Source organism: Corynebacterium pilosum DSM 20521 = CIP 103422 (assembly GCF_000373805.1).
GTDB classification, from domain to species: domain Bacteria; phylum Actinomycetota; class Actinomycetes; order Mycobacteriales; family Mycobacteriaceae; genus Corynebacterium; species Corynebacterium pilosum.
On the sequence record NZ_KB892470.1, the window covers coordinates 1 to 19,503 of the forward strand.

Annotated in this window: 20 protein-coding genes and 3 pseudogenes; 17 read left to right on the forward strand and 6 right to left on the reverse strand. The window is 60.7% G+C overall.

The genetic code is table 11. The features are described from left to right. The 4 genes and pseudogenes from B097_RS0110685 to B097_RS0110700 all read right to left on the reverse strand — a co-directional run. A pseudogene (locus B097_RS0110685) lies at positions 1–199 on the reverse strand (IS256 family transposase); the annotation flags it as partial. A 64-nt stretch (positions 200–263) separates the two neighbouring features. Next, a pseudogene (locus tag B097_RS12950) lies at positions 264–818 on the reverse strand (dioxygenase); the annotation flags it as partial. A gap of 26 nt (positions 819–844) precedes the next feature. Further along, complete coding sequence (locus B097_RS0110695) at positions 845–1,894, reverse strand: maleylacetate reductase (RefSeq protein ID WP_018582521.1); 1,050 nt, start codon at positions 1,892–1,894, stop codon at positions 845–847. Between the two features lie 354 nt (positions 1,895–2,248). Continuing rightward, entirely contained in the window at positions 2,249–3,058 is an 810-nt protein-coding gene (locus B097_RS0110700; RefSeq protein WP_018582522.1) for a hypothetical protein, read from the reverse strand. 121 nt (positions 3,059–3,179) lie between these two features. Between B097_RS0110700 and glmM the strand changes: the two genes are divergently transcribed. The 4 genes from glmM to B097_RS0110720 all read left to right on the forward strand — a co-directional run bounded on the left by glmM (position 3,180) and on the right by B097_RS0110720 (position 6,347). Then, positions 3,180–4,523 (forward strand): phosphoglucosamine mutase, encoded by a 1,344-nt coding sequence (glmM, locus tag B097_RS0110705; protein ID WP_018582523.1) that lies wholly within the window; start codon positions 3,180–3,182, stop codon positions 4,521–4,523. Between the two features lie 168 nt (positions 4,524–4,691). Continuing rightward, positions 4,692–4,997 carry a hypothetical protein gene (locus B097_RS0110710; protein ID WP_018582524.1) on the forward strand — a complete coding sequence of 102 codons (306 nt, stop codon included), beginning with the start codon at positions 4,692–4,694 and terminating at the stop codon, positions 4,995–4,997. Continuing rightward, positions 4,984–6,114 (forward strand): hypothetical protein, encoded by a 1,131-nt coding sequence (locus B097_RS0110715; protein ID WP_018582525.1) that lies wholly within the window; start codon positions 4,984–4,986, stop codon positions 6,112–6,114. Before B097_RS0110710 ends, B097_RS0110715 begins: the two co-directional genes overlap by 14 nt. After that, the gene (locus B097_RS0110720; RefSeq protein WP_018582526.1) at positions 6,114–6,347 is read left to right on the forward strand and encodes a hypothetical protein; all 234 of its coding nucleotides are present in this window, start codon (positions 6,114–6,116) and stop codon (positions 6,345–6,347) included. The genes B097_RS0110715 and B097_RS0110720 overlap by 1 nt, the downstream gene beginning before the upstream one ends. On the opposite strand, the gene B097_RS0110725 is transcribed toward B097_RS0110720, so the two are convergent. Beyond that, positions 6,344–7,204, reverse strand: coding sequence for a poly(ethylene terephthalate) hydrolase family protein (locus tag B097_RS0110725; RefSeq protein WP_018582527.1), 861 nt, complete (start codon positions 7,202–7,204; stop codon positions 6,344–6,346). The genes B097_RS0110720 and B097_RS0110725 overlap by 4 nt on opposite strands. Before the next feature lie 162 nt (positions 7,205–7,366). On the opposite strand from B097_RS0110725, the gene glmS reads away from it, so the two are divergent. From glmS to groL, 13 genes and pseudogenes are all read left to right on the forward strand, one after another. After that, complete coding sequence (glmS, locus tag B097_RS0110730; protein WP_026254477.1) at positions 7,367–9,229, forward strand: glutamine--fructose-6-phosphate transaminase (isomerizing); 1,863 nt, start codon at positions 7,367–7,369, stop codon at positions 9,227–9,229. Between the two features lie 31 nt (positions 9,230–9,260). Beyond that, complete coding sequence (locus B097_RS0110735; RefSeq protein WP_018582529.1) at positions 9,261–9,914, forward strand: hypothetical protein; 654 nt, start codon at positions 9,261–9,263, stop codon at positions 9,912–9,914. Between the two features lie 11 nt (positions 9,915–9,925). Further along, positions 9,926–11,014 carry an alanine racemase gene (gene alr, locus B097_RS0110740; protein ID WP_018582530.1) on the forward strand — a complete coding sequence of 363 codons (1,089 nt, stop codon included), beginning with the start codon at positions 9,926–9,928 and terminating at the stop codon, positions 11,012–11,014. 3 nt (positions 11,015–11,017) lie between these two features. After that, the gene (gene tsaE, locus B097_RS0110745; RefSeq protein ID WP_018582531.1) at positions 11,018–11,512 is read left to right on the forward strand and encodes a tRNA (adenosine(37)-N6)-threonylcarbamoyltransferase complex ATPase subunit type 1 TsaE; all 495 of its coding nucleotides are present in this window, start codon (positions 11,018–11,020) and stop codon (positions 11,510–11,512) included. Then, positions 11,502–12,245 carry a class I SAM-dependent methyltransferase gene (locus tag B097_RS0110750; RefSeq protein ID WP_018582532.1) on the forward strand — a complete coding sequence of 248 codons (744 nt, stop codon included), beginning with the start codon at positions 11,502–11,504 and terminating at the stop codon, positions 12,243–12,245. The genes tsaE and B097_RS0110750 overlap by 11 nt, the downstream gene beginning before the upstream one ends. A 5-nt stretch (positions 12,246–12,250) precedes the next feature. Next, positions 12,251–13,845: pseudogene (locus B097_RS12955) on the forward strand (aspartate:alanine exchanger family transporter). A gap of 20 nt (positions 13,846–13,865) precedes the next feature. Next, positions 13,866–14,366, forward strand: a complete 501-nt coding sequence (locus tag B097_RS0110760; protein WP_115324640.1) for a hypothetical protein — start codon at positions 13,866–13,868, stop codon at positions 14,364–14,366. Then, entirely contained in the window at positions 14,366–15,022 is a 657-nt protein-coding gene (tsaB, locus tag B097_RS0110765; RefSeq protein ID WP_018582534.1) for a tRNA (adenosine(37)-N6)-threonylcarbamoyltransferase complex dimerization subunit type 1 TsaB, read from the forward strand. The genes B097_RS0110760 and tsaB overlap by 1 nt, the downstream gene beginning before the upstream one ends. Continuing rightward, positions 15,019–15,492, forward strand: coding sequence for a ribosomal protein S18-alanine N-acetyltransferase (rimI, locus tag B097_RS0110770; RefSeq protein ID WP_018582535.1), 474 nt, complete (start codon positions 15,019–15,021; stop codon positions 15,490–15,492). The genes tsaB and rimI overlap by 4 nt, the downstream gene beginning before the upstream one ends. Continuing rightward, positions 15,489–16,541, forward strand: coding sequence for a tRNA (adenosine(37)-N6)-threonylcarbamoyltransferase complex transferase subunit TsaD (gene tsaD / locus B097_RS0110775; protein WP_018582536.1), 1,053 nt, complete (start codon positions 15,489–15,491; stop codon positions 16,539–16,541). The genes rimI and tsaD overlap by 4 nt, the downstream gene beginning before the upstream one ends. 41 nt (positions 16,542–16,582) lie before the next feature. Next, on the forward strand, positions 16,583–17,011 hold the full coding sequence (locus B097_RS0110780) for a hypothetical protein (RefSeq protein WP_026254478.1): 429 nt from the start codon (positions 16,583–16,585) through the stop codon (positions 17,009–17,011). A 157-nt stretch (positions 17,012–17,168) separates the two neighbouring features. Beyond that, positions 17,169–17,468, forward strand: coding sequence for a co-chaperone GroES (gene groES, locus B097_RS0110785; protein WP_018582538.1), 300 nt, complete (start codon positions 17,169–17,171; stop codon positions 17,466–17,468). 13 nt (positions 17,469–17,481) lie between these two features. Then, positions 17,482–19,101 carry a chaperonin GroEL gene (gene groL, locus B097_RS0110790; protein WP_018582539.1) on the forward strand — a complete coding sequence of 540 codons (1,620 nt, stop codon included), beginning with the start codon at positions 17,482–17,484 and terminating at the stop codon, positions 19,099–19,101. A 73-nt stretch (positions 19,102–19,174) separates the two neighbouring features. Here the strand turns inward: groL and B097_RS0110795 are convergent, their stop codons facing one another. Beyond that, positions 19,175–19,498 carry a WhiB family transcriptional regulator gene (locus B097_RS0110795; RefSeq protein WP_018582540.1) on the reverse strand — a complete coding sequence of 108 codons (324 nt, stop codon included), beginning with the start codon at positions 19,496–19,498 and terminating at the stop codon, positions 19,175–19,177. Positions 19,499–19,503: the final 5 nt, after the last annotated feature.

Consider the following 19,503-nt stretch of genomic DNA (forward strand, 5'->3'; position numbering starts at 1 on the left):
CGAGGTGGGCATCCATCTCGGCGTTGAGGCCCCGGTTGATCGAGGCCTGGAGCAGGCCCCGGACGAGATCGTTGGCATCCGTGGTGGAGGTGCCGAGCTCGTCGATCAGCTTCGCCATCTCAGGATTGGCGAGGAGCTTTTCCTCGATCGCTTTGATCTTTGCGGAGTCCTCTGGGTTTCGTCGTGCCACGGTAGTCATTCTGGTTCATCTCCTTGGTGTGAGGGGAATCCCTCACACACAAACCATCTGACACCCTCTATCTTCCTTCGCTGTCGGTGCGCATCCATCCGCGTCCCGCAGCTTTATGGCCTTCATATTGAACATCGTAAAAGCCATCTTCGTCGGCCTCCCAGACATCGATACGAGCACCTGCGATTGGATTGCCTTCGGTATCTCGTACAGTTCCTTCTACCCAACAAGGCTGACCAGAAAGACCGCCCGAAATATCACCTCCGAATTTCACTTCTGGTGCTTGGTCGACGAAGAATGGGCCAAACACCGTGGCTTCAGTCGCATTTTCGTATGCTTCATTGTTTACTGCGATGGTGAGCATCGATGCTCCGAGGACATCGGAAAGAAGCACGAACTCTTGTCTTTTGTCGTCGGTAATTTCGCCACATTCAGTAAGGAAAGCTATCCCTTTGTCCCATTCGTCTTCGGTTAGGCGAACATCGCGTATGAAGGCATGGAGGTGTGTTGTTAGCGACTGCATGATTTCCTTCAACCGGGGATTGTCGGTTTTATTGAAAGAGTCAAGTACGCGGTTTGTGACATCCTGTTCGATGGCTTCTTGGTGTGGGGAAAGTTGCGAACTCATCGTGAATCCTTTCAAAAGAGTGCTTATTACAATGCTTGCTGGAACAATTTGATTAACGACGCTTCTGTAACGGGCACGGGATTGTCCTCGGGTGCTACTGCGAGAGTGCGTGATACTGCCTCTGGGATGTCGGACTCGCGGAAACCGAGTTTCGAAAGATGACGAGGAGCCTTGATCGCTGCGTATAGTTTCTCAAGCCCTTCGACGGCGTCGGGTGTGCCGAGTGCCTCGCGTAACCGGCCGATTGCGTAGTTTCCCGAGGCTTGCGCATTGAAGCGCAATACGTGGGGGAGAATCACTGCGTGAGTTTCTGCATGTGGAAGATTGAATGTTCCACCAAGAACATGGCAGATCTTGTGGTGAAGCCCCGAGCCTGCCGAGGAGAAACTAAGCGCGGCTAAATAACAACCTTGCAGTGTAAGTTCCCGTGAGGATACTTCGTTTTGATTTTCGATGAATCCTTGGAGGCCGTCTCGTAATAATCGAGCCCCTTCGAGGGCATGTGCGCGATTGATCGGGTCGGCCCGAGGGGCCCAGAGCGAGTCGACGCAGTGTGCTAGTGCGTTAAGGGCGGAGGCAATAACCATCTCGTGTGGCAAAGTGGCTAGCAGGCTGGAATCGTAAATGACTGCCTTTGGAAGAACTTTGGCGTCACTGCCTGTAGTTTTCGTGCGATTTTCGGTCATTCCCCAGGTGGCGGTGGCCTCGGATCCTGCGTAGGTAGTGGGGATAGCGACAATGGGCAAGTCTTCTGTAAGGGCAATTGCCTTTGCAAGGCCCGTAGCCGACCCTCCACCAAGGGAAATGACAGCGTCCGCCTCGGTGTTCTGCGCCACTTGACGTGCTCGGGTCGCAACCTCTATCGGAACGTGCATGACGACGTCCTGAAAAACAGTAGCTAGCGAGATTCCTTCGGTTAGATTGCGCGCTTGCTGGTGATTGCGTTCGGACGTGATGAGTAATGGACGCCTTACCCCTAAGCTAGCCAAGGCTGCGCGAAGGTGTGCGGCTGCTTCTCCAGTGCCAAAATAAACTTCTTGTTCTAAGAAATGGTGGGTGAAAATTGTGTGAGACATGCTCTAACCCCTTGGGCCTCCACTACGCGGTTTGCGCAATGCCATCGGATGTTGTGATTCGCTTCGTCAATTGTGCCGAAATGTGACGGGTGGCACATTGGCGATGTTACTGGAAGGGGTTTTAGTGGGGGCGTATTTCGGCCACTAAGGTAGTGCAACGATTAAAATGCGACGTTGTAACCGACGATCATGTCTCTAATCTCGGCGCGATGGCGCGCCTAGTGGCAGACTGCTGGAACTAAACTGTTGGATCTGGGGCGATTTGTGCGAAAAGTGGGCGCTGCGGGCCCTGTTCCAACAGTTCAGCTTCGACATTTTGCGGGGTACGGCTCCGAAAAGCGCCCCGCAGCGGGCCTAAACCTCGCCGTTCCCGCGCTTGCCAGCCTTCTTGGCTGCTTTCTTCACGCTCAGCGGCTTGCTGGGCCGGTCTTTGCCCTTGCTGTAGGCGACAAAGGCAGCAGACTCGTCGACGGTACGGAAGTTCTCGGCCCAGGCGTCATAGTCGCTGCTGTCGGGGATCCCGCCCAGGGCGTCGTCGAGCGCGCGCAGTAAGTTCTTGCCGTGCTTCTTCTTTAGCGTGTCGGTCATGGGGTTCTTGTGCTTCTTCTTTTGTTTGCCGAAAGGCTGCCACAACACGTCGTCGCCGGTTAACCATGGGCTGAACAGAAGGATGAAGTTCAGCTTCTTGCCCTTCTCGTTGACGGGGTGAAGGTGCCACCCGTAGTCGATGGTGTCTCCGGCGGTGTCGGAGGTCAGCAGGTGTGCAAGACGGTTTTTCAGGCCGGGCGCGGTGGAGAAGGAGACGGGCCGGGTGTTCCATATCTCGAAGCCGGCGATGCGCACGTCGCCGACCTTTGTGGGGTCAACGGGAGCGAACTCGACCAGTTCGCTGATGTTGAAGAGTTTGGCGAATGCTTCCGGCTCCGCGACGGCAGAGGGGAGGGCGTCCGCCCAGTCAGCGATGGGCTCTAGGTGGTCCAGGATGGCGCGTTCCGCGGTGGAGGGCCAGGAGGAGTGGTAGCCCCACTGCTTGGAGCGGCGCAGGTGGCGGTATAGCGCCTCGAGTTTGTCCACGCTCTCGAGTGCGCGGGTGCGTTCGTCGGCACGCGTTGTGGTGTTGTCGGCTGCGATGGCTTTGCGGAGGGCTTTGATCGCTGGTCGCATGCTGGGTGCCTTTCTTCGTGTGCGAGTTCGTTAATCTCCAGTTTACGGAAAATTTCCCCGCCGCTTTCTTTCATCCCTGCTGGTGTTCGCATTTCATTGTCGACAAGTCATAATGGAATGCATGACTCGACTTTTTGGAACTGACGGTGTCCGTGGCCTGGCCAATAAGACCCTCACTGCATCTCTGGCGTTGATGCTTGGCGCGGCAGCTGCGAATGTGCTCACGAAGGATCGTGGCTCGCACAAACGCCGCCCCATCGCTCTGATCGGGCGTGACCCTCGTGTCTCCGGTGAGATGCTGGCGGCCGCGATGGCGGCAGGCATGGCTTCGCGCGGTGTGGATGTGCTGCGGGTGGGTGTGATCCCTACCCCTGGCTTGGCGTTTCTTACCGACGATTACGGCGCCGATATCGGTGTGATGATCTCCGCTTCGCATAATCCCATGCCTGATAATGGCATCAAGTTCTTTTCCGCCGGTGGCAGGAAGTTACCGGATGCGGTGGAGGATGAGATCGAAAAGGAACTGGAGAACCTCGAGGAGGGCGGCCCAACGGGTACAGGTGTGGGGCGCGTGATCGAGGAAGCCCCGGACGCGCAGGACAGGTACCTGGCGCACTTGAAGGAGGCCGTGGAGTCGGATCTGCAGGGCATCACCGTCGTCGTCGATGCAGCGAACGGTGCGGCCAGCGCGGTCGCCCCGAAGGCCTATGAGGCAGCGGGTGCTACCGTGATCCCGATTTTCAACAAGCCCGACGCCTTCAACATCAACGACAATTGCGGTTCCACCCACATGGAGCACATCCGCAAGGCCGTCGTCGATCATGGCGCGGACCTGGGGCTGGCCCACGATGGCGACGCGGACCGGTGCCTGGCCGTCGATGCCGAGGGCAACGTGATTGACGGGGACCAGATCATGGCCATCCTTGCGGTGAGCATGAAGGAGAAGACCAACTTGCGCCAGTCCACTTTGGTGGCCACGGTGATGAGCAACCTGGGCCTGAAGTTGGCGATGCAGCGTGAGGGCATCGAGATGGTGGAGACGGCCGTGGGCGACCGTTACGTGCTTGAGGCGCTCAATGAGGGCAACTACTCGCTGGGCGGTGAGCAGTCGGGTCACATTGTCCTGCCTCGCCACGCGACCACTGGTGACGGCACCCTGTCCGGCCTGATGCTCATGGCGCGCATGGCGGAGACGGGCAAGTCCCTGGCCGAGCTGGCCTCCGTGATGCAGGTGTTGCCGCAGGTCCTGATCAACGTTCCGGTGCCGGACAAGTCCGCGATCATGAAGTCGGAGGACGTGCAGTCCGCTATCGCAGATGCCGAAGCTGAGCTCGGCGATACCGGCCGCGTGCTGCTGCGCCCCTCGGGCACGGAGGAGTTGTTCCGCGTGATGGTGGAGGCAGCAGAGGAAGAGCACGCCCGGAAGGTCGCTGGCAGGCTGGCTGCGGTCGTCGCTGCGGTGTAGCTTTTCGCTTATCGACGAAGGTTTCATCCGAACTCGCAAAAGTTTTTTGGGTTCGGATGGAACCTTTTCGTGTCTTTGACAGTCCAATAGGGGTGACGGCAGAGATGTGCCGGTGTTGAGCGATCGAACAGTGATCAAACAAGGACATGACACGAGGGGGAGACCTTCATGAAGGGACTGGACGCAGATGTGGATGCGATCCGTGGCGCGCTGCGGCAGGCGCAGGATGATGTTTCCGCGTTGCGGGTGAAGGCGCAGCGGGATTCGCCCTATTTTCCCGTCGCCGCAGCAGGCGCGGGATTCGCGGAGCGCGGCCGGCGGCTGGCTGCTGCTTTAGAGCAGGTGCAACAGGGAACGATTAGGCGTCTGGATGCCCGGCTGCACCATTATTCGCAGATCGCGGAGGCAACGGATGCGATCGCCAGCGCTGAAGCCGATCTGCGGGAGGAGTTGAGCCGACATGACCTTAGCTAGCCCCACCACGCTGGTGTGTGAGATTCGCCGCGAGCTTGATGGGCACCACATCATGCAAGTGCCGGATTCGGCCCAGATTGCCGAGCAATTGGACACCGTGGAATGCTCCATGGGGCAGCGTGAGGGTTTCGATGCCGGAGCTGTCGACTTAGCTGCCGCGGGGCTCACCACGGTGCTTAACGACGAGTGCGTGAAACCTCTCCCCGCGGTTCTTGAAGGGGTGGGTGATGGACAACCTGCCAAGAAAGAACAACACCACGCAGAAGACCAACAGCTCTATGCGGACTGCGTGGCAGATTTAAGACAGCAGCTGTGCCAAGGCGCTGGGTCAATGTCGGAGATTGTGAAGTCGACGGAGCTGACGCTTAGCCTGACTCTGAGTGCTGTGCTTGAGCTGCTGAAACTCACCCGGTGGACCCCGGCGAACCTGATCGACGACTGCGTGGTCGACACGGTTCTGAGCGGATTATCCGCGGCCGGGGGAACAAGTGAAGACACCAACAGCTGTATCGGCGAGGTTCTTGATGAGATGGAAGGCCTGTGCATTGACGTGTGTGAGTTGCCCGCGGTAGACACAACGGTCGCTGCAGAGCGCGTCGTCGATAGTGGTAGTGACAGCCAGCGGACTGATGGCTTGGCTACGCATGCCGCTAGTGCAGGTGGCTTCGCCATTAACTTCGACATCGCCATAGACCTGAATGTGGGATCCTCGCTTGATCTCGAGGGGCTGCAACAGTGGTGCCCGCCGTCGATAAGCGCCGACGACTTAGGCCGAATGATGACCGGCCCGCTCGGGGAGCTCGGTGGGGCCTCATCGTTGGGTGGGCTGGGAGTGATCAACAGCGAGATATTTGAAGCCTGCGAATGCCCTCTTACTGTGGAGCCGGCAGACGACGGTGTGATCCCTCCACCAGAGGAACTGGCGGACGTGGAGGAGCCTGCGCCACCACCGAAGAAGTTACTCGCCGGCGCGGCTGACCCAGAGACTGTCGCCGCGGCAACCCATCCGGCGCAGCAGAATGCTACGGCCGATGTGCCGCCACCTTCCGATCCTGCTCCGCACACCGACCCAGCCGATGATCCTGCATCGCGCGTTCGAAAGGTAGAGACCTTCTAATGGATTTTTATGAATTTGCCGAACAGTTCCAGCGGCGCACGATGAAGCGCATGGCTGACTTTGAAGCAGCGCTGGCCAAAGCACAGTACCAGTTGGAGGAAACCGCGCGTCAGCAGGAGATTGCACGGAAAATGAACATTAAAAAGCCGCCACGGACTTTCCCGAAGGGAACGATTCATGGCGGCAGAGTGCAAGGTGTTCTGCGGAAAGACCCGCCCGGTAAGGCGGGTTAGCGGTAGACCGGGCTGGTCGGGTGCAGGTCATCGCGGTCGATGCCTGCCTGGTCAGCCAACTTCCCGCCCCAGTAGGAGGTCAGGTTCGGGCCTTCTGCATCGGGTGCGGAGAAGTCGGAGTACTTCTTCTCCTTGTTCAGCTGGTGCAGCAGGTAACCGGTGACCAGACCGCGGACTGTCTGCCGGGCGCTGGATTGTGGCAGGCCGAACCCGAGGACGAACTGGAAGCCGGTGTCTTCTGGGAAGCCCTGCTGGTTGCCGTTGTCGATCTCGCGGTAGGCAACTTTGCCCTTCCAGTTGTACGCCAGCTTTGCGGGGTTGCCGGCTTCGAAGATATCGCCCTTGTTCGAGCCGATCACCAGACCGGGGATTTCCAGAGTGCGGGCGGCTGCGACGGCGGACGGTGCCACGTCGGCCGGGTAGATCGCTGCCACGGTCTTGACCTTTTGGTTGTTGGCTGCCGTAAGGACTGCGGCGCCGCCGCCCATGCCGTGGCCCACTACACCTAGCTTGCCTGGGCTGACGTTGACGTTGCCGTTGCCCAAGCGCACACCGCCCAGAATCTGCAAGCACGTTTCTAAGTCAGCGGCGAAGCCGGCGTGGTCGGGGTTGAACCCGATTTCCGTATCAGGAGCGGCGACGGCGATGCCCCAGCTAGCCAAGTGGCGCAAGGTGGCGTGGTAATCGTCGACAGTTTTTGTCCAGTCGTGGCCGAATGCGACACCGGGAACGCCGTTGCCCTCGGCAGGCGTGTATACCTTGCCGGGCAGGCCGGCAAAACCGAGGTCACCGACCATGACCCGGTGGGGGCCACGCTTGGACAGTTTGTTCAGATCTTTTTTCAAATTCGCAGACACGTTTCCTACGATACTGGAAGATGCATGTGAGGGGAGAGAACAGGGCACGTACCAGGAACTTTTCCTGCGCGGTTTCCGGCCAGGTGTGCACGTGCAAAATTTGTTGGGGATCACATAAAAATGTGTTTCATCCACACTTATCAGTGGTTTATTCTGGCAGGCATGTGTGGAATCGTCGGATATATCGGACAGCAGCAAGGCATCGAGGTCGCAGTGAACGCGCTGCGCCGCATGGAGTACCGCGGGTACGATTCATCCGGTGTTGCCGTCGCGGGGGAACATGGCCTCCGCCTGGCCAAACGCGCGGGCAAGCTTGCCAATCTTGAGGACAAGATTGACGAACTCGGCGTGGACACCTTGAAAGGCACGACGGCTATCGGCCACACCCGCTGGGCAACCCATGGTCGTCCGACTGATGAGAATGCGCACCCGCATCTGTCTTTCGACGGCAAGGTGGCCATCGTGCACAACGGCATCATTGAAAACTTCGCTGTGCTTCGCGAAGGACTTGAACGTGACGGCATTGAGCTGAGCAGCGACACCGACTCTGAGGTGGCCGCCCACCTGCTGGCCCAGGTGTACAACGAGAGCGAGACAGCTGGCGACTTCCGGGCCTCCGCATTGAAGGTGCTCAACCAGCTGGAGGGGGCGTTCACCGTGTTGTTCATGCACGCTGATCACCCCGACCAGATCATTGCGGCGCGCCGTTCCACCCCGCTGATCGTTGGGGTAGGCGAAGGTGAGATGTTCTTGGGATCCGATGTGGCCGCGTTCATCGAACACGCCAAGAACGCCGTGGAGTTGGGCCAGGACTCCGTGGTGATCCTTACTAAGGACTCCCATGAGATCCTCAACTTCGACGGCACCCCGGGCGAAGGCAAGGAATTCACCATCGATTGGGATCTCAAAGCTGCAGAAAAGGGTGGCTTTGATTCCTTCATGATGAAGGAGATTTTTGAACAGCCTGCCGCTGTACGCGATACTTTGGCAGGTCACTGGGACGGTGAGCGGGTGACTCTCGACGAAAACCAGCTCTCCACGACCGATTTGAAGAGTTTCAACCAGGTCTTCGTCGTGGCGTGTGGTTCTGCCTACCATTCTGGCCTGGCAGCGAAGTATGCGATTGAGCACTGGGTGCGCATCCCAGTCCAGATCGAGGTCGCCTCTGAGTTCCGCTACCGCGACCCGGTGCTGGATGAGCGGACCTTGGTCCTGGCGATTTCCCAGTCGGGTGAAACCGCCGACACACTGGAGGCAGTGCGCCACGCGAAGACCCAGGGTGCGAAAGTACTCGCGGTGTGCAACACCAATGGGTCGCAGATCCCGCGGGAATCGGACGCCGTGATTTATACCCACGCCGGCCCAGAAATCGGCGTGGCCTCCACTAAGGCGTTTCTGGCACAGGTAGCGGCGAACTATATCGTCGGCTTGGCTCTGGCCCAGGCGAAGGGCACGAAGTACCCGGATGAGATCAAGGCCATCTGGAGTGAGCTCGAGCAGATCCCCGCCAAGGTGGAGGAGGTGCTCAAGGTGCAGGACCAGGTCCAGGACGTTGCCACCACGCTTGGCGCGGTCAAGACCATGCTGTTTCTGGGTCGTGGCGTCGGCTACCCGATCGCCCTCGAGGGTGCGTTGAAGCTCAAAGAGCTGGCATACATCCACGCCGAAGGTTTCCCCGCTGGCGAGCTCAAGCACGGCCCGATCGCGCTGATCGAAGATGGTCTGCCCGTCGTCGTGATCGTGCCCAGCCCGCGGGGTGTGTCGCAGCTGCACTCGAAGATCGTGTCGAATATCCAGGAAATCCGCGCGCGTGGGGCGAAGACCATCGTGATTGCCGAAGAGGGCGACACAGCGGTGGAGCCTTATGCGAACTGGTTGCTGCGCATCCCGCGAACCCCGACCATCATGCAGCCACTGCTGGCTACCGTGCCCCTGCAGTTCTTGGCAGCGGACATTGCCCGCGAGTGCGGCAACGAGGACATCGATAAGCCACGCAACCTCGCGAAATCTGTGACGGTGGAGTAGCGACACAGGGGCGTAGAGTACCCTTGCCCCTATGCTCGCAGCGCTGCAATTTGCTCTTATTGACTCGATCAACCTGCTTCTTATCGCGGTGGTCGTGGCTGTCGGCATCGCCACCCCCGCGATCCGGGGCAAGTACACGAAGATCACCAGCCTGCTGATTTTCGGCGATTGGCTGGGCGTGGCCGCCCTGTCGCTTCCCGTGCTTTTGCTGTTCGACCAGATCAGCGGGCAAATTCAGGCGTTCCTGGACGGTCCGATCTTCGGCTGGATCCTCATCGCCGTCGGTCTGATTGTGGGCTTGATGGCGCTGAAAGGCGACGATAATTCGAAGCTCGTTGAGTTCATCATGGCTCCGCTGCGCAACGCCGGGCCGAAGACGGTGCTCATGGGTTTCGCCCTGGGCGTGATCCAGTCCGCCACATCCGCACCGTTCTACTTCGGCCTGGCGATCCTCGCCGCCGAAGAAGTCGCCTCCCGCTATATCTTCCTGCTCTTATACGCCACGGTGGCATTGAGCTTGCCTACGATCGTCGCCTTCCTTGTGTGGGTGGTGCGGCAAAAGCCAGAGTCGATCGTCGGAAAGCTATTTGATAAAGCGCGAAACAATCCGCAGCGCTTGTCCCTGATCGCGTCGTGGGCCGTGGCCCTGATGCTGATCGGGCTGGGCGTGGCCCACCTAGTGTAAAACTAGAAGGCATGAGCTTGCTGTCCACCCGCATTGACCTGTCCGCCATCGCGCACAACACCCGTGTGCTGAAAGAGATGGTCGCTCCGGCGAAGCTGATGTGCGTGGTCAAAGCAGACGGCTACAACCATGGAAACCAGCAGGTCGTGCCCGTGATGGAGGCCAACGGTGCCGATCGTTTCGGCGTGGCCACCGTCGCCGAGGCCCGCGCGGTACGTGAACTGACCGACAAGCCGGTGTTGGCCTGGATCTGGTCGCTTGACGACGAGGTCCCCGCCGACATCCAGCTGGGCGTGCCCACCCTGGGGCATCTGCGCCGGCTTGTCGACGATCCCACCGAGCGCACCGTCTACCTGATGGTGGATACTGGGATGAATCGCAGCGGGATCGACGAGCAGGAGTGGGCCGAGGCCTTTGAGCTCGCCGCCGGGGCTCACCACCTGCACGTTGAGGGATTAATGACGCACCTGGCCTGCGCCGACGACCCTGCGGATCCATTCACCGATACTCAGGCCGACACGTTCCGCCGCGCCATCGCCCAGGGGCGTGAGACAGGCCTAGAGCTGCCGACGAACCACTTGGCCAATTCGCCCGCGACACTCAGCCGACCTGACCTGTACTTCGACCAGGTGCGCCCCGGTGTTGCGCTTTACGGTTTGGAACCGATCGCGAACACTGACCACGGCCTCACACCCGCGATGACGTGGCGGGCCGAGGTCGCCGCCGTCAAACCGATCGCGGCAGGGGAGGGGACCAGCTACGGGCTGACGTGGCGCGCGCCCGAAGACGGCTTCACCGCCGTGATCCCCGCAGGCTACGCGGACGGGGTGCCGCGCAACTGGCAAGACACAATCGAAGTGACTATCAGCGGGAAGTCTTACCCGCAGGTGGGGCGCGTGTGCATGGACCAGTTCGTCGTCTGGCTGGGCTCGGAAGATCCAGAGGTGCGCGTGGGCGATGAGGCCATCATCTTCGGCCCCGGCGGCATGAGCGCCACCACGCTTGCCGATCGCGCCGGGACCATCAACTATGAAGTCGTGTGCCGTCCTGCTGGCCGCAACCAGCGCGAATATATTCAGACCACACCCAAGGAGGCTTAAACCATGCGCGACACCTTCCCCCACGTGGGCCAGCAGCAGTGCGATGAGTTCACTGACACGCACGCGCTCGGCGAGCAGCTCGGTCGCGCGCTCGATGCAGGCGACGTGGTCATCCTCGACGGCCCCCTGGGCGCAGGAAAAACCACGCTGACCCAGGGCATCGCCCGCGGCATGCAGGTCAAAGGCCGGGTGACCAGCCCCACCTTCGTGATCGCCCGCGAACACGCCAGCACCGTTGATGGGCCGAACCTGATCCACATGGACGCCTATCGGCTGATCGACGAGTCCGGCTCCGGCGACCCGCTCGGCGAATTAGATGCACTGGATCTGGACTCTGCCCTCGACGATTCCGTGGTGGTCGCCGAATGGGGCGGGGGCCTCGTCGAAAAGCTGAAGCAAGATTACCTACTGGTCACCCTTGACCGTGAGACACTGGTACGTGAAGACCCTGAATCAGAGGGCCGCATAATTTCGTGGAGGATGCACCATGCCGGCTAATACCCCAACCACATTCGACTGGGGCGAGGACTACGCCAAATTCCGTCCCACCTACCCCGACGAGCTGCCCGGATTGCTCTCCGGGCTTGTCGACGACACCGGCCGCGCCCTCGACATCGGGTGCGGTACCGGGCAGCTCACAGAGATGCTCACGGAATCCTTCGACACCGTGGTGGGCATGGATATCTCCGCCTCCCAGGTGAGCGCCGCCAAGGGGGAGGCGCACTACATGGTGGCGGAGGCCTCACAGGTGCCGTTGGCAGATAAGTCCATCAACCTGGTGACGGCGGCGCAGTCCGCCCACTGGATCGACGTGGACGAGTTCTACGCAGAAGCGCGCCGGGTGGCAGCCCCGGGTGCTGTGATTGCGCTGGTGAGCTACGGGCTGTGCATGATCGACGAGCCCGAGGTGGATCGTATCTACCAAGAGTTTTATCAGGGCGAGTTCCACAAGTTCTGGGACGCGCGCCGCGTGCACGTTGAAACGGGGCTGCGGAACCTGCCCTTCCCGTTTGAGAAAATCGATGTGGAGTGCCCAGACATCATCAAGACGATGGGCGTGGAAGACTTCTTGAGTTATATCGGTACCTGGTCGGCGTCGAAGAGCGCACAGGCGCAAGGTTCCGGTGATCTACTCGATGAGCTGGGCGACAACCTGCGCTATATGTGGGGCAATAGACAGCTCGATGTGCGCTGGCCGGTTGCTGTTCGGGCCGGTGTAATGGGACAATAGTCCCTATGCTGGACTATTTAGCGACCAATCCTCTTTTAGCGCTTGCGCTTATTCTCGCGGTCGGTCTGGCACTGGGAAAGATCCGTATTCTTGGGATTTCACTCGGTGCCGCGGCCGTGCTTTTCGTGGCACTGGGCCTGGCCACCGCGAACCCGGAGATCCAGCTACCGCCCCTGCTCTACCAGCTGGGGTTGGCGATGTTCGTCTATGTCATCGGCCTGTCCGCAGGCCCCGTCTTCTTCCGCGAGTTCGCTACCCGCGGGTGGAAGCTAACGCTGTTCATGATTGTCCTGCTGGTGGTCTTGGTCGGCCTGGGCTGGGCATTGATCAAGGGCTTCGGCCTGGACGCCGTGACTGGTGCCGGCATGTTCGCCGGTGCGTTGAGCTCCACGCCGGGTATGGCAGCGATCGTCGAAATGGTGCCAGACACGCAATCCCAAGCACCGGTGGTGGGGTACTCGCTGGCCTACCCGGGTGCGGTGATTGGCGCGATCCTTGTCGCCGCCATCGGCGCGGCCGTGCTGAAGGTGGACCACCACAAGGACGCCGCGGACGAGGGCATGGTCAGCGCGCCTTTACAGTGGCGGGGCGTGGAGATCGGCGAGGGCATCCGGGGCGTGTCGACGAGCTGCGCGCGATCACCGGGCATGACGTGATCGCCACAAGGATTGAACGCGCGCCGGGTGATCACGTGCTTGCCCACCCGCATGATGTGATTCGGCCGGGGATGCGCCTGCTGCTCAACGGGACCGATGAGGCTCTGGATACCGCGATTGCGGTGCTGGGCAGGCCCTATGACATCAAGATCGAAGACACGGGGATGATCTTCCAGGAGTACACTGTGTCCTCCAGCGAGGTGGCTGGTCGCCGGATCCGCGATATCGATCCGCTCTCGCGCGGCTTCCTCATCGCGCGTGTGCGCCGCGGTGACTCGGGCTTCGTGCCTACCTCCTCCACGGTCCTGAACTATTCGGACCGGATCCGCGTGATCACTGCACCCGGCAGGGTAGAAGAGGTCCGGGAGTGCGTGGGTGACTCAGAAAAGGCACTGGGCAATGTGGACCTGCTGCCTTTCGCGCTGGGCCTCTCGCTGGGCTTGCTGCTGGGCGCTATTCCTCTTCCTCTGCCGGGCGGGACCACCCTGACCCTTGGCTTTGGTGGCGGACCGATCGTGGCCGGCCTGATTCTGGGCGCGATCAACCGCACCGGCCCGATTCATTGGCAGCTTCCGTTCCACGCCAATAAGACGATTTCTACGCTTGGCCTGGCCTTGTTCTTGGCGGGCGTGGGCACGTCGGCTGGCGCAGGTTTCCGCCAGGCGTTGACGGACCCTTCGTCGCTTGCCTACATGGGCGTGGGTTTTGTGATCACGGTGTTCTCCGCGGTGGTCATCGGCCTGGTCGGCGTGTGGCTGTTCCGCTTGAAGTGGGACGAGGCGATGGGTGTGTCCGCAGGCATGACGACGAATCCTGCTGTGATCACCTACTTGAACACGCAGACGGGCACTGATCTTGCGGACCGCGGTTATGCCACCGTGTACCCCACAACGATGATTGGCAAGATTGTTGCCAGCCAGGTCTTATTCTTGCTGCTGGTCTAGCGGGCGGTAGTATCGTGGCTATGAATCTCAGGAGCAAGGATAAAGGTTGGTTTGGCATTGTTATTGCACTGTGGGTGATCGTGCTCGTTGCACTGATCTTCCTGGTGCCGAAGGGCAATGCCACCAGCGCGCCGACGAACTCCCTGCAGCAGGCCTTGGCGGATGCGGATGAACCCAGCGGTGCTGTCGACGGCCATGTGATCAGCATGTCCGCGATCTACGGTGAAGGCTTGTACTACACCACAGTCTGCCACCAGGAGCCGGAACAGCTCGTGGAGCAGAAGCTGGGCTCGCGCATGGACGAGGTCACCCTGGATGGCGAACATGACTACGTGGTGATCTATGACCAGAGCATCGAAATGGACCTCCGCACTGGTGAGCTGAACCCAACCCACATCGACGCGGTTTCCACCGACGTCGTTGACCTGTGCGGCATCATCAATGACCAGTTCGCGCCAACCGAAGCCTCGATGCCGTTCCACAAGGACCAGGGCCTGTGGCGCCTGGGAGTCCGCCAGTAATGTGGGTCTTGGCCCTCGATACAGCGACGCCAGACCTTGTCGTCGGCGTGCACCACACGGCGACCGGCGCGACCTTCGAGCAGGTGCACGAGGATACGCGCCACCACAATGAGCAGCTGGTCCCCACTGTGCAGGACGTGCTGCGGTGCGCCGGGATCGAGTTTGCAGACCTTGGCGCGATCGTCGTCGGGTGCGGCCCCGGGCCCTTCACCGGCCTGCGCGTAGGGATGGCTACCGCCAGCGCCTTCGGCCAGGCCTTAGGGATTCCGGTTCATGGCGTGGTTACCCACGATGCGATTGCCGCTCAGTGCAATGGCCCGCGCACGCTCGTGGTCACCGATGCCCGCCGCCGCGAGATCTATTGGGCGCTTTACGACGAAGGCGCGTGCATCTCCGGGCCTGACGTGGTAGCACCAGCAGACCTCTCCATCGATAGCGCGGTGGATACCATCGCCGCACCCGCCCATCTTGTCGAAGCATTGCCCCTGACTGCCGCCGATGTGCGGAATGTTGGGCCGACGGTGAAGTCTCTGGTTTCTGTCGCAGACCTCGACGCCCAGCCTGAACCCTTGGTGCCGCTGTATTTGCGCCGCCCCGATGCGAAGGAGCCGGCACCGAAACCGAAGTCGCCCGCGATCCCCGAGGTCGAACTGTGATTCTGCGTGAACTGCGCGCCCCCGACGCCACGCGCGTGGCAGAGATTGAGGCCGTTCTCTTCGCAGGTGACAGCCCCTGGAGCCGGGATATTTTCCTCGTGGAGTTTGCGCACCCCCATACTTTTTATGTGGGTGCTTTCGACGAGGATGGCGATGTGATGGGTTACGCGGGCCTGGCCAAGTTGGGTCCGAACGATGACCCCGAGTTCGAGGTCCACACCATCGGTGTTGCTCCGGAGCACCAGCGCGAGGGCGTTGGACGTGTGCTGATGGAGCAGCTCACCCACGCCGCCGACATGTATGACGGCGAGATCTTCCTAGAGGTCCGCACGGATAACGCGGCTGCCATCGCGTTGTATGAGGCATTCGATTTCTACCAGATCAGCCTGCGCAAAAACTATTACAAACCGTCCGGCGCCGATGCGTACACGATGAAACGGCCCGCCCTAAGCGAAAGGAATAATGCATGATCATCCTTGGTATTGAGTCTTCGTGCGACGAGACTGGCGTGGGCATCATTGAGCTTCACGACGACGGCTCCATGCACATCAAAGCTGATGCCGTGGCCTCCTCTATGCAGGAGCATGCCCGCTTTGGTGGTGTGGTTCCAGAGATCGCCTCGCGCGCCCATCTAGAGGCAATGCCTCAGGTGATGGAGCAGGCGTTGCGAGAGGCGGGTGTCGAGAAGCCCGATGCTGTGGCCGCAACGGTGGGGCCCGGCCTGGCGGGTGCGCTGCTGGTGGGCGCCTCGGCTGCCAAAGCGTACGCGGCGGCGTGGGGTGTGCCGTTCTATGGAGTAAACCACTTGGGCGGGCATGTGGCTGTGGCCAATCTGGATGGGGCGGAGGAGTTGCCGCATTCGGTGGCGTTGCTCGTTTCGGGCGGGCACACCCAGTTACTTGAGGTAGAGGCGGTGGGCAAGCCGATGAAGGAGCTCGGTTCCACCCTGGATGACGCGGCTGGCGAGGCCTATGACAAGGTGTCGCGCCTGCTCGGGCTGGGGTACCCGGGCGGGCCGGTCGTCGATAAGCTTGCGCAACGTGGCAACCCTCAGGCGATCGCGTTCCCGCGGGGGCTTTCGCGCCCGCAAGATTTGAGCGGCCCGCACCGCCATGACTTCTCTTTCTCGGGTTTGAAAACGTCGGTGGCGCGCTATGTCGAACGTGCGGAGCGCGACGGCGAGGTGATCTCGGTGGAGGACGTGTGCGCCTCATTCCAGGAGGCCGTGGCGGACGTGCTTACCGCGAAAGCCATGCGGGCCTGCGAGGACACTGGGGCGCGGACGTTGCTGCTGGGCGGGGGAGTGGCGGCGAATTCGCGACTGCGGGAGTTGGCGCAGGAGCGTTGCGACGAGCGCGGCATCGAATTGCGGGTGCCACGGTTCGCGCTGTGTACTGATAATGGCGTGATGATCGCAGCGTTGGCGGCGCAGTTGATTCATGAGGGTGCCCCCGAATCGGAACTGTCGGTGGGGACAGATACGTCTCTGGAAGTGGAAGTACCCCTAGTTGTCGCCTAATAGTCACGTATTGTTCATGTTGCCTGCGTACTTTCATGGGCATGACTATTGGATTCCTTGTCAACCCTGACCTGACCTACCGCGTTATCGAATTCGATCTTGAAGACGCGAACCAGTTCCTCGGCGGCACCATGCAGGACCGTGTCGCCGTCGCATTCCAGGAAGACGGCGCTTTGTACGCGGCGCTGTACTCCCCGGAGGCGAAGGAGAACCGCGCGGAGCCAAACCCTGTGGCATCGCTGGCACGCAATACCGCGGCCACCGGAAACCCGTCGTTCTTGACGGACCCGACTGCTGCGATTTCTGGTCCTGTGATCTTCGTCGACGCTGAGGGCGACGATAATATTGATGCAGTGATTGAGCCGGTGAAGAATAGTATCCGTGCGGTGCGTAACTATCGTGAGGATAATGAGGAGGACTACCGCCTCTGGCGCGCTGCCGTGCTGAATCTGGGCACGCTGCAGGACTAGGGCACGCCGACTACGCCCCCCCAATGTTGAGACTTAGCACTCTCGTAGGTAGAGTGCTAATCAGGTTGTTTGGAACACAGTTGTTCACCCGCGACGACGGCTGTGCCGGTCACAACCAACCAGCACAAGAACACACACTGATGTGAAAGGTTTCAACATGGCAAACGTCAACATTAAGCCGCTCGAGGACAAGGTCCTGGTTCAGATCGTCGAAGCAGAGACCACCACTGCGTCCGGTCTGGTGATCCCTGACTCCGCTCAGGAGAAGCCACAGGAAGCAACTGTTATCGCAGTCGGCCCAGGCCGCACCGACGACAAGGGCAACAAGACCCCAGTCGACGTCAAGGAAGGCGACACCGTCATCTTCTCCAAGTACGGTGGCACCGAGCTGAAGTACGACGGTGAAGAGTACCTCCTGCTTTCGGCTCGCGACCTGCTCGCGATCGTCGAAAAGTAAGAGGTAGAACCACATGGCAAAACTTTTAGCATTCGACCAAGAAGCCCGCGAGGGCATTCAACGGGGTGTCGACCAGCTGGCGGACACCGTCAAGGTCACCCTAGGCCCTAAGGGCCGCAACGTGGTCCTGTCCAAGGCCTTCGGCGGCCCGACCGTGACCAACGATGGCGTGACCATCGCCCGCGAGATCGACATCGAGGATCCATTCGAGAACCTTGGCGCCCAGCTTGTGAAGTCCGTGGCCGTGAAGACCAACGACATCGCTGGCGACGGCACCACCACCGCAACGCTGCTGGCACAAGCGTTGGTCAGCGAAGGCCTGCGCAACGTGGCTGCGGGATCCAACCCGGTGGCACTGAACAAGGGCATCCAGGCAGCGACCGAAAAGGTCGTCGAGGAACTGAAGGCACGCGCAACAGAGGTCTCCGCCAAGGAGGAGATCGCGAACGTTGCAACCGTGTCCTCCCGCGACAAGGTCGTTGGCGAGATGGTCTCCGGCGCAATGGAGAAGGTGGGCAAAGACGGTGTGTTGACCGTCGAGGAATCCCAGTCCATCGAATCCTACGTCGATGTCACCGAGGGCATTTCCTTCGAGAAGGGCTACCTCTCCCCATACTTCATGACCGACCCTGAGTCTGGTCAGGCAGTCCTGGATGATCCAGCCGTACTTCTCGTGCGCAACAAGATCTCCTCCCTGCCAGACTTCCTCCCGCTGCTGGAGAAGGTCGTCGGCGCAAACCGTCCACTGCTGATCATCGCTGAGGACGTCGAGGGCGAGCCACTGCAGACCCTCGTGGTCAACTCCATCCGCAAGGCGCTGAACGTCGTTGCGGTGAAGGCACCGTACTTCGGTGAGCGTCGCAAGGCGTTCATGGATGACTTGGCGGTAGTGACCAAGGCGACCGTGATCGACCCAGAGGTGGGCGTCAACCTGAAGGACGCGGATCTGGACGTGCTGGGCTCCGCCCGTCGCGTGACCGTGACCAAGGATGACACCGTTATCGTCGATGGCGCAGGCTCTGCAGAGGACGTGGAAGCACGTCGCGAGCAGATCCGCCGCGAGATCGGAAACACGGACTCCACCTGGGACAAGGAAAAGGCTGAGGAGCGCTTGGCCAAGCTGTCCGGCGGTGTGGCAGTGATCCACGTCGGTGCAGCCACCGAGACCGAGGTCAACGAGCGTAAGCTGCGCGTGGAAGACGCAATCAACGCAGCACGTGCCGCAGTCCAGGAAGGTATCATCGCTGGTGGCGGCTCGGCTCTCGTGCAGATCGCCAAGACTCTGCGCGAGTACGCAGAAGAGTTCGAAGGCGAGCAGAAGGTAGGCGTTCTGGCAGTTGCGCGCGCACTGTCCAAGCCAGCATTCTGGATCGCCGAAAACGCCGGCCTGGATGGCGCAGTCGTCGTCGCCAAGACCGAGGACCTGCCCAATGGTGAAGGCTTCAATGCCGCAACCATGGAGTACGGCAACCTGATCGAGCAGGGCATCATTGACCCTGTGAAGGTGACCCACTCCGCTGTGGTGAACGCATCGTCGGTCGCACGCATGGTGCTGACCACCGAGGCTTCCGTTGTGGAAAAGCCTGCTGATCCAGAGGCCCCGGCCGCTGGTGCACACGGCCACCACCACTAGATTCGAAGCAGGAAACGCTAACTCCCGCCACCCAGTACGTGGGTGGCGGGAGTTAGCGTCGTGAAGCGAAAAGTTATTTCGCCGTTGCCGTGACGGTCCGCTTCACGCGTTGCTTGCGTGGGCGGCGGGTGCGCAGCAGGTTCTGGCGCTCGGACTCGCTCATGCCACCCCAGATGCCGTATGGCTCAGCGACCTTGAGTGCGTGCGCACGGCACTGCTGCAGCACGGGGCAGGTGTAGCAGATCGCCTTCGCGCGGTTTTCGCGCTGGGTGCGGGCGCGGCCACGTTCGCCATCGGGATGGTAGAAGACCTCGGAGGCCTCCCCGCGACATGCACCATGCAACTGCCAATCCCAGAAATCTGCGTTAGGTCCTGGGAGCTGCTGCGGCTGAGACATGATTG

What these genes read in the sequence shown, in the direction of transcription:
- B097_RS0110715 (WP_018582525.1), top strand. Translation starts at nt 4,984, where the DNA reads ATGACCTTAGCTAGCCCCACCACGCTGGTGTGTGAGATTCGCCGCGAG.
- glmM (WP_018582523.1), top strand. Translation starts at nt 3,180, where the DNA reads ATGACTCGACTTTTTGGAACTGACGGTGTCCGTGGCCTGGCCAATAAG.
- B097_RS0110720 (WP_018582526.1), top strand. Translation starts at nt 6,114, where the DNA reads ATGGATTTTTATGAATTTGCCGAACAGTTCCAGCGGCGCACGATGAAG.
- alr (WP_018582530.1), top strand. Translation starts at nt 9,926, where the DNA reads ATGAGCTTGCTGTCCACCCGCATTGACCTGTCCGCCATCGCGCACAAC.
- B097_RS0110780 (WP_026254478.1), top strand. Translation starts at nt 16,583, where the DNA reads ATGACTATTGGATTCCTTGTCAACCCTGACCTGACCTACCGCGTTATC.
- B097_RS0110700 (WP_018582522.1), bottom strand. Translation starts at nt 3,058, where the DNA reads ATGCGACCAGCGATCAAAGCCCTCCGCAAAGCCATCGCAGCCGACAAC.
- tsaB (WP_018582534.1), top strand. Translation starts at nt 14,366, where the DNA reads ATGTGGGTCTTGGCCCTCGATACAGCGACGCCAGACCTTGTCGTCGGC.
- tsaD (WP_018582536.1), top strand. Translation starts at nt 15,489, where the DNA reads ATGATCATCCTTGGTATTGAGTCTTCGTGCGACGAGACTGGCGTGGGC.
- groES (WP_018582538.1), top strand. Translation starts at nt 17,169, where the DNA reads ATGGCAAACGTCAACATTAAGCCGCTCGAGGACAAGGTCCTGGTTCAG.
- B097_RS0110795 (WP_018582540.1), bottom strand. Translation starts at nt 19,498, where the DNA reads ATGTCTCAGCCGCAGCAGCTCCCAGGACCTAACGCAGATTTCTGGGAT.
- glmS (WP_026254477.1), top strand. Translation starts at nt 7,367, where the DNA reads ATGTGTGGAATCGTCGGATATATCGGACAGCAGCAAGGCATCGAGGTC.
- B097_RS0110695 (WP_018582521.1), bottom strand. Translation starts at nt 1,894, where the DNA reads ATGTCTCACACAATTTTCACCCACCATTTCTTAGAACAAGAAGTTTAT.
- B097_RS0110750 (WP_018582532.1), top strand. Translation starts at nt 11,502, where the DNA reads ATGCCGGCTAATACCCCAACCACATTCGACTGGGGCGAGGACTACGCC.
- tsaE (WP_018582531.1), top strand. Translation starts at nt 11,018, where the DNA reads ATGCGCGACACCTTCCCCCACGTGGGCCAGCAGCAGTGCGATGAGTTC.
- B097_RS0110710 (WP_018582524.1), top strand. Translation starts at nt 4,692, where the DNA reads ATGAAGGGACTGGACGCAGATGTGGATGCGATCCGTGGCGCGCTGCGG.
- groL (WP_018582539.1), top strand. Translation starts at nt 17,482, where the DNA reads ATGGCAAAACTTTTAGCATTCGACCAAGAAGCCCGCGAGGGCATTCAA.
- B097_RS0110760 (WP_115324640.1), top strand. Translation starts at nt 13,866, where the DNA reads ATGAATCTCAGGAGCAAGGATAAAGGTTGGTTTGGCATTGTTATTGCA.
- B097_RS0110735 (WP_018582529.1), top strand. Translation starts at nt 9,261, where the DNA reads ATGCTCGCAGCGCTGCAATTTGCTCTTATTGACTCGATCAACCTGCTT.